Raw genomic sequence first — 13820 nt, forward strand, 5'->3', positions numbered from 1 at the left:
CCATGGCAACAGGTTGGGAGCAAGTTGATGGTTCATGGTACTATCTCAACGATAATGGTTCCATGGAGACAGGTTGGCTACAAAATAATGGTTCATGGTACTACCTCAACAGCAACGGTTCTATGAAAGCCAATCAATGGTTCCAAGTTGGCAGTAAATGGTATTATGTAAATGCATCGGGTGAGCTAGCGATCAATACAAGTATAGATGGCTATAGAGTCAATGATAATGGTGAATGGGTGCGTTAACAGATTCCTCCCTGCGACACAATTGATAATAGTATGTCTGAATATATAATTATGTATAAAAAGCTATAGATAAGGTCATCTTATAGCGACTATAAAAAAGTGAACAAGCCTAGTCTTCTGTACATTAGAATTCAGGTTTGTTCACTTTTTGTTTAGGCTCTTTGTCAACTGTAGTGGGTTGAAGTCAGCTAATCTCGAGAAAGGACACATTTCGTCCTTTCTTTTTTGGCTCTTTGTCAACTGTAGTGGGTTGAAGTCAGCTAAGCACGAGAAAGGACACATTTCGTCCTTTCTTTTTTGATGTTCAGAGCGATAAAAATCCGTTTTTTGAAGTTTTCAAAGTTCCGAAATCCAAAGGCATTTCGTTTGATAAGTTTAATGAGATTATTGGTCGCTTCCAGTTTGGCGTTAGAATAGTGTAGTTGAAGGGCGTTGACAATCTTTTCTTTATCCTTTAGAAAGGTTTTAAAGACAGTCTGAAAAAGAGGATGAACCTGCTTTAGATTGTCCTCAATAAGTCCGAAAAATGTCTCTGGTTCCTTATTCTGGAAGTGAAAAAGCAAGAGCTGATAGAGATTGTAGTGGTGTTTTAAGTCTTCTGAATAGCTCAAAAGCTTGTCAAGAATCTCTTTATTGGTTAAGTGCATACGAAAAGTAGGGCGATAAAAACGTTTATCGCTGAGTTTACGACTATCCTGTTGAATGAGTTTCCAGTAGCGCTTGATAGCCTTGTATTCATGGGATTTTCGATGAAACTGATTCATGATTTGGACATGCACACGACTCATAGCACGGTTAAGATGTTGTACAATGTGAAAGCGATCCAACACGATTTTAGCATTCGGGAGTGAAACAGTCTGGGAGACTGTTTCAGCCTGAGCCTAGAAATTTGAAAGCGAATCTGTTTAGCTAAGTCATAGTAAGGACTAAACATATCCATAGTAATAATTTTCACTCGACATCGGACAGCTCTATCGTAGCGAAGAAAGTGATTTCGAATGATAGCTTGTGTTCTTCCCTCAAGAACAGTGATGATATTGAGATTGTTAAAATCTTGCGCAATGAAGCTCATCTCCATCTCCCGATTGAAACAGTCACTCCCTGGACTGTTTCAACGTCCCAAGACATAATCTTAGGCAGATTTCTAAAATTACACTCAAAGTGGAAGTCATTGAGCTTTCGAATGACAGTTGAAGTTGAGATGGAAAGCTGATGGTCAATATCAGTCATAGAAATCTTTTCAATTAACTTTTGAGCAATTTTTTGATTGATGATACGAGGGATTTGGTGATTCTTCTTGACGATAGAAGTTTCAGCGACCATCATTTTTGAACAGTGATAGCATTTGAATCGACGCTTTCTAAGGAGAATTCTAGTAGGCATACCAGTCGTTTCGAGGTAAGGAATTTTCGACGGTTTTTGAAAGTCATATTTCTTCATTTGACTTCCGCACTCAGGGCAAGATGGGGCGTCGTAGTCCAGTTTGGCGATGATTTCCTTGTGTGTATCCTTATTGATGATGTCTAGAATCTGGATATTAGGGTCTTTGATATCGAGTAGTTTTGTGATAAAATGTAATTGTTCCATATGATTCTTTCTAATGAGTTATTTTGTCGCTTTTCATTATAGGTCATATGGGACTTTTTTCTACACAAAATAGGCTCCATAATATCTATAGGGGATTTACCCACTACAAATATTATAGAGCCATAAGTCTTTGATTTTGAGACTAAGGAGAGTCAGGGTCAAAGTAGTGAATGATTCTGAAACCACTCATAATAGTCTCTTGAGAGGACAGATAAGAGTAACAAATATGGTGCTACTCATGTATCTTGTATTTTGATTTACAAACAGCGAAGAAAATATAGGAAGCTGAAATAAAATATAGATGAATCGATTTGGAGAGTCAACGCAATCTATGGCAATATTTTCGCAGCTAGGGGGAAACATTTTAATTTTAATGTACTAGGCGTCTTCTACAGATAGCTAGAGTTTCAATTGTAGATATTCTTTGAAATAATATCTTAGCGATTTATTGGTATTAGAAGATTTAGAGAAATTCTTTCTCAATAAATAAACATGGCGTCACCAAAACTGAAGAAGCGGTAGTGTTCTTGGATGGCATGGTGGTAGGCATCTAAGACTAATTCACGGCCTGCAAAGGCAGAAACCAACATGACCAGAGTTGATTTTGGCAGGTGGAAGTTGGTTGAGAAGGCATCCACGACCTTCCACTCATACCCAGGTTTGATAAAGATATTGGTCCAACCAGAATCTGCTTGGATTTGCCCCTCAAACTTGGAACCAATAGTTTCCAAGGTGCGGATAGAAGTGGTTCCGACAGCGATGACACGACCACCATTTTCCTTAACAGAGCGGAGAGTTGCAGCTGCTTCCTCAGAAAGTTGATAGAACTCTGAGTGCATTTCGTGTTCGTCTAGATTGTCCACAGAAACGGGTCTAAAGGTTCCGAGTCCGACATGAAGAGTCAGATAGACTAGATGAACACCCTTAGCTTGGATTTCTGCTAGCAGTTCTTTGGTGAAGTGAAGTCCAGCAGTTGGTGCAGCAGCTGAGCCGCTTTCCTTGGCGTAAACTGTTTGATAGCGTTCACGGTCATCCAGTTTTTCGTGGATATAAGGTGGCAGCGGCATTTCACCCAGACTTTCCAAAACTTCTAGGAAAATTCCGTGGTATTCGAAGCGGACAATGCGGCCTCCGTGGGTCAATTCTTCTGTAATGACAGCGCTGAGGCGACCATCACCAAAGCTGATACGAGTACCGACCTTGAGGCGTTTGGCAGGTTTAGCCAGAACTTCCCACTCATCTCCAGCAGTATTTTTGAGCAGGAGAAGTTCCACATGGCCTCCAGTTTCTTCCTTTTGACCATAGAGGCGGGCAGGGAGAACGCGGGTGTCGTTCATAACGAGGGCATCACCAGGTTCCAGCATATCAATAATGGAGTGGAAGTGTTTGTCCTGCATTTTTCCTGTCTCACGGTTGACGATGAGGAGTTTAGAGGCATCTCGTTTTTCAAGGGGTGTTTGGGCAATCAATTCCTCAGGTAAGTGGAAGTCAAAATCAGCTGTATTCATATATCTGTTCATTCTTTCTAAGTTCTAATCCTATCCATTATAACATGTTTCAAGTATAGACGCTCTTTTTTTAGAAATTAAATCGTTTTCACTTGACAAAAATTGGTCTATACCATATAATAAAAATAGATAGAAATGGAGGATGAAAAGATGAAAGTTATTAAAGTTGAAAACCAAATCGAAGGTGGAAAAGTTGCTTTTGAGATTTTGAAGGAAAAATTAGCCAATGGCGCTCAAACCTTAGGGCTTGCGACAGGAAGTAGTCCACTTGAATTTTATAAGGAAATTGTTGAAAGTGACCTCGATTTTTCAAATCTAACCAGTGTCAACCTTGATGAGTATGTAGGCCTTGATGGCGACAATCCACAGTCTTACCGTCACTTCATGCAAGAAAACTTGTTCAACCAAAAACCATTTAAAGAAAGTTTCTTGCCTCGTGGTGTTAAGGATCATGCTGAAGCTGAAGTTGAACGCTACAACCAAATTTTGGCTGACCATCCAGTTGACCTGCAAATCTTGGGAATCGGTCGCAATGGGCATATCGGCTTTAATGAGCCTGGTACTCCATTTGACAGTCAAACGCATCTAGTAGAACTTGACCAGTCTACTATTGAAGCCAATGCGCGCTTTTTTGACAAGATTGAAGACGTCCCAACCCAAGCTATTTCAATGGGGATTAAGAACATCTTGGATGCCAAGTCAATCCTTCTCTTTGCCTACGGTGAGTCGAAAGCAGAAGCCATTGCCGGAACAGTGTCTGGCCCAGTGACTGAGAATCTACCTGCAAGTAGTCTCCAAAATCACCCTGATGTGACCATTATTGCGGATGCTGAAGCGCTTAGCTTACTTGAAAAATAAAAAGCAATGTTCTATTGAACGCTTTCAACTCTTGTATAAATGTAAGAAAAAATCAAAATTAAACCGCATTTTTGCTTGACAATTATTCCTTTTACGTGTAGAATAAAATAGATATTGAACTTGAAGGGAGTGAAAAAAATGTCTAAAACAGTAGTACGTAAGAATGAATCTCTTGACGACGCACTTCGTCGTTTCAAACGTGCGGTTACTAAAGCTGGTACTCTTCAAGAAACACGCAAACGTGAATTCTATGAAAAACCTTCTGTAAAACGTAAACGTAAATCAGAAGCAGCTCGTAAACGTAAAAAATTCTAATTTGAAATGAAAGGCTGGAGAAATCTAGTCCTTTTTCTTTTAATACTCTTCGAAAATCTCTTCAAACCACGTCAACGTCTCCTTGCCGTAGATATGGTTACTGACTTCGTCAGTTCCATCTACAACCTCAAAACAGTGTTTTGAGCAGCCTGTGGCTAGTTTCCTAGTTTGCTCTTTGATTTTCATTGAGTATAAATAAATACTCCAAAGCCTGCAAAAATCTGAAACTTCCTCCTACAATTTGATATAATAGAGAGAAGAACTCGATTGAAGGAGGAAATGATGTCGGTTTTAGTAAAAGAAGTGATTGAAAAGCTTAGACTAGACATTGTCTATGGCGAACCAGAATTGCTTGAAAAGGAAATCAATACAGCAGATATTACGCGACCTGGTCTTGAAATGACAGGTTATTTTGACTACTACACGCCAGAGCGGATTCAACTTTTGGGGATGAAGGAGTGGTCTTATCTGATCAGCATGCCTTCCAACAGCCGTTATGAAGTTTTGAAAAAAATGTTTCTACCTGAGACACCAGCGGTCATTGTTGCCCGTGGTTTGGTGGTTCCAGAGGAGATGTTAAAAGCAGCCAGAGAATGTAAGATTGCTATTTTAACCAGCCGTACAGCGACAAGTCGTTTATCTGGAGAGTTATCTAGCTATCTGGATTCTCGTTTGGCAGAACGTACCAGTGTTCATGGGGTTTTGATGGATATCTATGGGATGGGCGTCTTGATTCAGGGAGATAGTGGAATTGGTAAGAGTGAGACAGGTCTGGAACTTGTCAAACGTGGTCACCGCTTGGTAGCTGATGACCGGGTCGATATCTTTGCCAAGGATGAGATTACTCTTTGGGGTGAACCGGCTGAAATCTTGAGACACCTGATTGAAATTCGTGGGGTTGGGATTATCGATGTCATGAGCCTCTACGGTGCCAGTGCCGTCAAGGATTCTTCACAGGTTCAACTTGCTGTCTATTTGGAAAACTATGATACACATAAGACTTTTGATCGTCTTGGAAACAATGCAGAGGAAATAGAAATTTCTGGCGTAGCCATTCCTCGTATCCGCATTCCAGTTAAAACAGGTCGTAATATTTCTGTCGTGATTGAGGCAGCTGCCATGAATTATCGTGCCAAGGAAATGGGCTTTGATGCGACCCGTTTGTTCGAAGAACGACTGACAAGTCTCATCGCTCGAAATGAGGTGCCTAATGCTTGATCCAATTGCTATTCAACTAGGCCCTCTAGCCATTCGTTGGTATGCCTTGTGTATTGTTACAGGTTTGATTCTTGCGGTTTATTTGACCATGAAAGAAGCGCCTAGAAAGAAGATCATACCAGACGATATTTTAGATTTTATCTTGATAGCCTTTCCCTTGTCTATTTTAGGAGCTCGTCTCTACTATGTCATTTTCCGTTTTGATTATTATAGTCAGAATTTGGGAGAGATTTTTGCCATTTGGAATGGTGGTTTGGCCATTTACGGTGGTTTGATAACTGGGGCACTTGTACTCTATATCTTTGCTGATCGTAAACTCATTAACACTTGGGATTTTCTAGATATTGCGGCGCCTAGCGTCATGATTGCCCAAAGTTTGGGTCGCTGGGGCAATTTCTTTAACCAAGAAGCTTATGGTGCAGCAGTGGATAATTTGGATTATCTACCTGTCTTTATTCGTGACCAGATGTATATTGAGGGGAGCTACCGTCAGCCGACCTTTCTTTATGAGTCCCTATGGAATCTACTTGGATTTGCCTTGATTCTGATTTTTAGACGAAAATGGAAAAGTCTCAGACGAGGTCATATCACGGCTTTTTACTTGATTTGGTATGGTTTCGGTCGTATGGTCATCGAAGGCATGCGAACAGATAGTCTCATGTTCTTTGGCCTTCGAGTGTCTCAATGGCTATCAGTTGTCCTTATCGGACTGGGTATTTTTATCATTCTATATCAAAATCGAAAGAAGGCCCCTTACTATGTTACAGAGGAGGAAAACTAAATGTTAGAAGTTGCATATATTTTTGTTGCCCTTGCTTTGATTGTATTTTTAGTGTATCTAATCATTACTGTACAAAAGCTTGGCCGTGTTATCGATGAAACAGAGAAGACGATTAAAACCTTGACTTCAGATGTGGATGTGACCTTGCATCATACCAATGAATTGCTGTCTAAGATCAATGTCTTGGCAGATGATATTAATGTCAAGGTGGCAACGATTGATCCACTCTTTAGTGCTGTTGCAGATTTATCTCTATCTGTTTCAGACCTCAATGACCATGCGCGTGTCTTGAGCAAGAAAGCTTCATCAGCTGGTTCAAAAACACTCAAGACTGGGGCAAGTTTATCAGCTCTTCGTCTTGCAAGTAAATTTTTAAAAAAATAAAAAAGGAGAATCCTTATGGGTAAATTATCCTCAATCCTTTTAGGAACCGTTTCAGGTGCAGCTCTTGCCTTGTTTTTAACAAGCGACAAGGGCAAACAAGTTTGCAGTCAGGCTCAAGATTTTCTGGATGATTTGAGAGAAAATCCAGAGTATGCCAAGGAGCAGGTCTGTGAAAAACTGACAGAAGTCAAGGAGCAGGCTACAGATTTTGTTCTTAAAACCAAAGAACAGGTTGAGTCGGGTGAAATCACTGTGGACAGCGTCCTTGCTCAAGCCAAATCATGTGCTCGTCAAGCGACAGAAGTATCAAAATATCGATTCAATAATCTCAAAGAGCAATGGCAAGAAAAGGCCGAAATTCTTGATGAATCAGAAGAGATTGTGATTGATATCAAAGAAGAAAAAATCTAGATTTGATGAGACTGGGCAAAAACTCAATTCTAGGAGAAAATGAAGTAGATCTTCCCATAATCAAACGCATAGTATCAAGGTTTTTCAAGGCCTGATATTATGCGTTTTTTGATTTTCATTGAGTATTATGGTATAATGGCAGTGTTGAAAGTGAAATATTTACATTTTTTATATTGTACTGATATTTTATTAATATTAAGCAATTCATTTTTTTATGATTAGAAATCAATGTGGTAGTTTATAATCAAGCAGAGGAAAAGTTCTAAAATTTTAGTCAAGAAAGGGTTTAGTATTTTGTCAAGGGAAAATAGTAGAACTCTCTATTTTGTAAAAAATAGCTAGAAAGAAAGTTGGTAAAATGAAAGATATTTTTAATAAACGTCAATGTTTTTCGATTCGAAAGTTTTCTGTTGGAGTGGCTTCTGTATTAATAGGCATTGCCTTGTTTACACCATCCCAGGGAGTACTTGCTTCTACGGAAAATTCTCCATCTTCTGTGGATAAAAGAGAAGAAGTTCAACCTATGCTAGATAATCAAAATAATCCTTCTTCTGAGTTAGATACCAGAGATGTTCCAATAGGATCTACAAGGACTACAGAACCCGTCAGATCTGGGAATAAGGAAAATAATAGCTTGACCACAAGGGATTTCGTGGCGGGTGAAGACAGATCAAGCACTCCAGCGGTGAGAGCAGCATCAAATCCTTCCGAGGTTAAAAAGTATGAATTAACTGATGAGTATGCTAAGCAAATAAAAGCAGGAGTAATCGGTTCAGAAGGTAATAAGCTTGATAGTTTATTGTTAAACGGCTCTAAGTTAAGTCCAGAAGCCTATACAGATGATGATTACTTGAAGGATAAAGAAGAACTTTATATTTATGAAAAAGGTGGGAAAAAATATGTAGGTTATAATAGTCATCCCTTATTAGAAGATACTGATGGTGATGGTATTATTGACAGTAAAGAAAAGCCAGATGAAAAATTAAAATGGAATGTAAGTGAGCGCGATATGATTATGTTCATGGAATTATCCTACCGTGATGATAATTATATTGATAGAGTGCTGGATCATAAGAGACCCTTAACAGAGTCAGAGTTATATAAAAAGAATGGTGACAGTAAACCACGTTATGAGTATATGATGATGAATAAGGAATTGGGGCCTTATTGGGAAAGGAAGAAAAGTTACCATACCTCCAGTGGACTAGATGCTGTCTTGTATGAAACGAAGAGTGATTTCTTATATTTACCAAATGGAACTGCACAAGTATTAGCCTTTCGTGGAACAAGTGATGCGAAAGATATAGGAGCTGATATAACACTTGGATTAGGAAGCAATCCTCAACAAGGGATAGATGCAGAAAATATTATGCATGAACTAGCTAAAGATAAGAGTATTACTAATCTTTATTTGACAGGTCATTCTTTAGGAGGATATTTAGTACAACGGGCAATGGTTGAAGCTTATCAGTTGGCATATTCTGACAGCAGAGTCATGTCTCCTAAAGAACAGTTGGTTTATAGAAACGTTTATAATAATGTATTAAAAAAAGGCACAACCTTTAATGCTCCAAAAGTTGTGACCAATTTGCTTTCCAGTCGTGAATTTTGGCAAAAAGGTTTAGATAGCAAAAAAATAGCCAAGTCTGGTAAAATGACTCATTATATTGTTGATAATGATTTGGCGATAAGAAAAGGCGTCAGCAATGATAGTGATGTTGTTATAAATGTTGGACGAACCAGTGGAGGTCACAGTTCACGTTCTTATTTTGAAGCTGATATGATTAATAGACGATCAGAGTTTATATCTGGGAAACGAATTTCCTTAGATGGGACAGGTTATCAAGATAAAAACATTGAAACAGTTAAATCTGTAGAAAAAGTTGGAGAAACTGTTGTATATAGTAAACGCGGAGATGACATCATTAAGTCAATAACTGTGAGTATGAAAGATCTCGATACAGGACAGATTACTAACAATACAATTGATGAAGTGTTTAAGAAAGATGGAGCCAAATCTACAGTTGTCGTTACCCAACTTGAGCCAAGTGTACGTTATGAAAAAGATGCCACAAGAGCTAAAGGTGAAGCTAATGTAACAACAACTGGTACTTCAGGTACTAGTACAGTAACAACAACTTATAGTGTAAATCCTAACACTGGAGATCTGATTGAACATGTAGGACAACCAGTAGTTAAGCAACCGGCAATAGAAACAGTTGTCAAAGTCGCAGCCAAGGATGAAGTAGAATACATTAAAAAAGGAGACGACGTTGTTAAGAAGACAACAAGCTACACAGTAAACTCAAAAACTGGCAGCCTTACTTCGACTAAGAAGGAAGAAGTAGTCAATAAAGGTGGCGCGAAGGATATAGTTGAGTATAATTCAGTTGAACCCAAAACAGTTTATTTAAAAGATGAAAACAGTCCAAAAGGTACTGATACCGTTCAATTTCTAGGGAGATCAGGAAAATCTAAAGTCACCACAACCTATAGCGTAAATCCAGTAAATGGAGCCCTAACTCCAACAAAAGGGGGATCAGAAGTCGTAACTCTACCAATAGCTAGAGTTGTAAAAGTAGGAGCTAAGGATAAAGTAGACGTAGAAACAATCCCATCTCCAGTAAAATACGAAAAAGATGCTAGTCGAGAAAAAGGCCAAGCCAATATTACTGTCCCAGGAAAAGACGGAAGTAAGACAACCACCACGACTTACACAGTAAATCCAGACAATGGGGAAGTTACTCCAAATGAAGGAAATCCAGTAATAGTAAATCCAACAGAAACAATCGTTAAAGTCGCGGCTAAGGATCAAGTAGTAGAAACGCCAATTGAGCCCACAGTGGTTTATGAAAGAGATGACACTCGTGACTTTGGTACACCAGACAAGCCTAGAAAAGGAGCAAAAGGAAAATCTGTAACGACTACAAGGTATGACGTTAATCCAAATAATGGAACAGTCACAGAACAGGTTGGTAAGCCAGTGGTCACCCCAGCTGGTAAAACAATAGTTAAGGTTGGAGCTAAAACTAAGGTTGAGAGTAGCAAGGATGACCAAGGTCGTGAAGTTATCAACACTACAACTTATGAAGTTGATCCAAAAACAGGTAAGGTAACTTCTACAACAGTAACTACTTACGGGACAAGGAAAGAACTAACGATTGAGAAGATGGTAGTACCATCTCCAGTAGTTTACGAAAAAGATGATACGAAAGAAAAAGGTACAGTCCCAACTACTGTTAAAGGTGAAGATGGTGAAGACACTATCACAACAACTTACACTGTGGACACTAATACTGGAAAGATTACAGCAAGTGAAGGTAAACCAGTTCGTACGAAAGAACCAACGAATACAGTCGTCAAAGTCGCAGCCAAGGACAAAGTAGAAAAAACAGAAATCTCATCACCTAAGAAATATGTGAAAGATGATACACGCGACAAAAATCAACCAAATGTGGAAGAAGCAGGCCAAGCAGGTTCAAGTACTATCACAACAACATATAGTGTTGATTCTACTACAGGCGCTATTACAGAAACAGTAGAAAAACCAGTAGTAGTAAATCCAACAGCAACAATAGTCAAAGTCGCAGCCAAGGACAAAATAGTAGAAACACCAATTGAACCTGAAGTTGAATATGTTAGAGATGGTGAACGAGAAGTTGACACACCTAATGAACGTATTGAAGGAGCTAAAGGTAAAACAGTTACTACAACCACTTACGATGTAGATTCAAAGGACGGTCATATCACAGAACACGTTGGCACCCCAGTCGTCACCCCAGCAGGTAAGACAATCGTTAAAGTAGGAGCTAAAACTAAGGTTGAACAATCTAAAGATTCTGAAGGTCGCGATGTGATTGAGACCACTACCTATGAAGTTGATCCAGAAACAGGTAAGGTAACTCCAACAACCGTGCTAACTTATGGGAAAACGAAAGAACCAACGAATACAGTCGTCAAAGTCGCAGCCAAGGACAAAGTAGTAGAAACCCCGATTGAACCTGAAGTTGGATATGTTAGAGATGGTGAACGAGAAGTTGACACACCTAATGAACGTATTGAAGGAGCTAAAGGTAAAACAGTTACTACAACCACTTATGATGTAGACTCAAAGGACGGTCATATCACAGAACACATTGCTAATAATATAACAACACCAGCTAAGGTAACACCAGGTAAAGTCACTCCAGCAACTCCAGTCACACCTGCTACTAATGGAGGTTCTGATCAAGATACACCTGCACCAACAACTCCAATTCCAGATGCAGTTACTCCGAATGAAAATCATGAAGATACTACAGATGCTAGTGATAGTGATAGTGGAGCTAAGTCAAATGATTCTCAAAATGTATTGCCAAATACAGGAACAGAATCAAATGCGACTCTTGCATCTCTAGGACTTCTTGGTCTGCTAGGCGGTCTCGGACTTGCTCTTGGAAAGAAAAAAGAAGACTAAAAATTTAGTCAAATGAACATTCATTCTTTTGTATTGTAAAGACAAACTAGATTGGTTCTGGGAATCGTGTTCGTCATAAAATACAAAGAATGTTTAGATAAAGAAAGCGAACAATGCTAGGATTTTGTTAAAGGGAATTCTAAGTATTGTTCGCTTTTGTGGTATAATAAGTACTATGCAGAAAAAACCAACGTCAGCCTATGTGCACATCCCATTTTGTACCCAGATTTGTTATTATTGTGATTTTTCAAAAGTTTTTATCAAGAATCAGCCAGTTGATAGCTATTTGGAGCATCTGTTAGAAGAGTTTCGTTCTTATGATATTCAAAAGTTGCGGACCATCTACATCGGTGGTGGAACACCGACAGCCCTGTCGGCTCCGCAACTGGAGGTTTTACTGAATGGCTTGACTAAAAACTTGGACTTGTCTGCCTTGGAAGAGTTGACCATTGAAGCCAATCCAGGAGATTTGGATGCGGATAAGATAGCTGTTTTGAAAAATTCGGCTGTCAATCGTGTTTCGCTAGGTGTCCAGACCTTTGATGATAAGATGTTGAAAAAGATTGGGCGCAGTCATTTGGAGAAGGATATTTATGAAAATATCGATCGCCTGAAACTGGCTGGTTTTGACAACATCTCCATTGATTTGATTTATGCGCTGCCTGGTCAGACCATGGAGCAAGTAAAGGAAAATGTGGCTAAAGCCATTGGACTGGATATTCCCCATATGAGTTTGTATAGTTTGATTTTAGAAAACCATACGGTCTTTATGAACCGCATGCGGCGAGGAAAATTGCCTCTGCCTAAGGAGGAGCTGGAAGCTGAGATGTTTGAGTACATCATCACTGAGCTTGAGCGAGCAGGCTTTGAGCATTATGAGATTTCTAATTTCTCCAAACCCGGCTTTGAAAGTCGTCATAATCTCATGTACTGGGATAATGCTGAATACTATGGCATCGGTGCTGGGGCCTCTGGTTATGTCAATGGTATTCGCTATAAAAACCATGGTCCCATTCGCCATTATCTCAGTGCAGTTGAGGAAGGCAATGCTCGTATCACAGAGGAGTACCTGAGCCAAAAAGAGCAAATGGAAGAAGAAATGTTCCTGGGACTCCGCAAGAAATCAGGGGTCTCTATGGCGCGATTTGAGGAAAAATTTGGATGCTCTTTTGATGGACTTTATGGAGAAATTGTCAGAGACTTGGTTCAACAGGGTCTCATGCAAATAGAGGGTGACCGAGTTCGCATGACAAAAAGAGGTCTCTTCTTAGGAGACACCGTAGCAGAACGATTTATTTTGGAGTAGGATGATGGGCTTAACTTATCAAATGAAAATGAAAATTCCTTTTGATATGGCTGACATGAACGGTCATATCAAACTTCCAGATGTGATTTTGCTGTCCCTACAAGTTTCAGGGATGCAGTCGATTGAACTGGGAGTTAGTGATAAGGCCATTTTAGAAGAGCATAATCTGGTCTGGATTATCACAGAATACGATATTGAGGTGGTTCGTTTGCCTCGTTTTGCGGAAGAAATTACCATCGAAACGGAAGCCCTGAGCTACAATCTGCTCTTTTGCTACCGTCGCTTTACCATTTATGATGAAGCAGGTCAGGAACTCATCCACATGATGGCGACCTTTGTTCTCATGGACCGAGACAGTCGAAAAATCCATGCTGTCGAACCTGAGATTGTGGCTCCTTACCAGTCTGAATTTAATAAAAAGCTTATCCGCGGGCCAAAGTATGAGTTCTTGGAAAATCCAATTAGCAAGGATTACCATGTCCGTTTTTACGACTTGGATATGAATGGTCATGTCAATAACAGTAAATACTTGGATTGGATTTTTGAGGTCATGGGAGCGGACTTTTTGACCCACTATATTCCCAAGAAAATCAATCTCAAGTATGTCAAGGAAGTTCGACCAGGTGGGTTTATTACATCGGCTGTTGAAAGGACTGGACTGGAAAGCAAGCATGAGATTACAAGCGACGGGGCTACCAATGCACAGGCTATTATTACTTGGCAAGAAATAAAAAAGGCTTAGGGAGAA

Annotated in this window: 10 protein-coding genes and 3 pseudogenes; 10 read left to right on the forward strand and 3 right to left on the reverse strand. The window is 39.6% G+C overall.

Features of this window, described 5'->3' with window-relative positions; genetic code table 11:
- Positions 1-248, forward strand: a pseudogene (locus HT736_RS03295) (N-acetylmuramoyl-L-alanine amidase family protein); the annotation flags it as partial.
- A gap of 260 nt (positions 249-508) precedes the next feature.
- On the opposite strand, the pseudogene HT736_RS03300 reads toward HT736_RS03295, so the two are convergent.
- Together HT736_RS03300 and queA are read right to left on the reverse strand one after the other, a co-directional pair.
- Positions 509-1835 (reverse strand): annotated as a pseudogene (locus tag HT736_RS03300) (transposase).
- Between the two features lie 479 nt (positions 1836-2314).
- Positions 2315-3343 carry a tRNA preQ1(34) S-adenosylmethionine ribosyltransferase-isomerase QueA gene (gene queA / locus HT736_RS03305; protein WP_001090168.1) on the reverse strand — a complete coding sequence of 343 codons (1029 nt, stop codon included), beginning with the start codon at positions 3341-3343 and terminating at the stop codon, positions 2315-2317.
- 150 nt (positions 3344-3493) lie between these two features.
- Here queA and HT736_RS03310 point away from each other — a divergent pair, with 150 nt between their 5' ends.
- Entirely contained in the window at positions 3494-4201 is a 708-nt protein-coding gene (locus HT736_RS03310; protein WP_000864588.1) for a glucosamine-6-phosphate deaminase, read from the forward strand.
- 138 nt (positions 4202-4339) lie between these two features.
- Complete coding sequence (rpsU, locus tag HT736_RS03315) at positions 4340-4516, forward strand: 30S ribosomal protein S21 (RefSeq protein WP_000048054.1); 177 nt, start codon at positions 4340-4342, stop codon at positions 4514-4516.
- 39 nt (positions 4517-4555) lie between these two features.
- Here rpsU and HT736_RS11645 read toward each other — a convergent pair whose 3' ends face one another.
- On the reverse strand, positions 4556-4702 hold the full coding sequence (locus HT736_RS11645; protein ID WP_240154021.1) for a hypothetical protein: 147 nt from the start codon (positions 4700-4702) through the stop codon (positions 4556-4558).
- 96 nt (positions 4703-4798) lie between these two features.
- Between HT736_RS11645 and hprK the strand changes: the two genes are divergently transcribed.
- The 7 genes and pseudogenes from hprK to HT736_RS03355 all read left to right on the forward strand — a co-directional run bounded on the left by hprK (position 4799) and on the right by HT736_RS03355 (position 13814).
- Positions 4799-5734: an HPr(Ser) kinase/phosphatase gene (hprK, locus tag HT736_RS03325; RefSeq protein WP_000115147.1), complete on the forward strand. Its 936-nt coding sequence runs from the start codon at positions 4799-4801 to the stop codon at positions 5732-5734.
- Positions 5727-6515, forward strand: a complete 789-nt coding sequence (gene lgt, locus HT736_RS03330) for a prolipoprotein diacylglyceryl transferase (RefSeq protein WP_054392788.1) — start codon at positions 5727-5729, stop codon at positions 6513-6515. The genes hprK and lgt overlap by 8 nt, the downstream gene beginning before the upstream one ends.
- Positions 6516-6942, forward strand: a pseudogene (locus HT736_RS03335) (DUF948 domain-containing protein).
- Positions 6915-7310 (forward strand): YtxH domain-containing protein, encoded by a 396-nt coding sequence (locus HT736_RS03340; protein ID WP_000517395.1) that lies wholly within the window; start codon positions 6915-6917, stop codon positions 7308-7310. Before HT736_RS03335 ends, HT736_RS03340 begins: the two are co-directional and overlap by 28 nt.
- A gap of 358 nt (positions 7311-7668) precedes the next feature.
- Positions 7669-11766, forward strand: coding sequence for a G5 domain-containing protein (locus HT736_RS03345; RefSeq protein ID WP_172930753.1), 4098 nt, complete (start codon positions 7669-7671; stop codon positions 11764-11766).
- Between the two features lie 175 nt (positions 11767-11941).
- The gene (gene hemW, locus HT736_RS03350) at positions 11942-13072 is read left to right on the forward strand and encodes a radical SAM family heme chaperone HemW (protein ID WP_023936055.1); all 1131 of its coding nucleotides are present in this window, start codon (positions 11942-11944) and stop codon (positions 13070-13072) included.
- A gap of 4 nt (positions 13073-13076) precedes the next feature.
- Positions 13077-13814, forward strand: a complete 738-nt coding sequence (locus tag HT736_RS03355; RefSeq protein ID WP_023936057.1) for an acyl-[acyl-carrier-protein] thioesterase — start codon at positions 13077-13079, stop codon at positions 13812-13814.
- Positions 13815-13820 lie beyond the last annotated feature (6 nt).

It is taken from the genome of Streptococcus sp. 339, assembly GCF_013277285.1.
Taxonomy (GTDB): domain Bacteria; phylum Bacillota; class Bacilli; order Lactobacillales; family Streptococcaceae; genus Streptococcus; species Streptococcus pseudopneumoniae.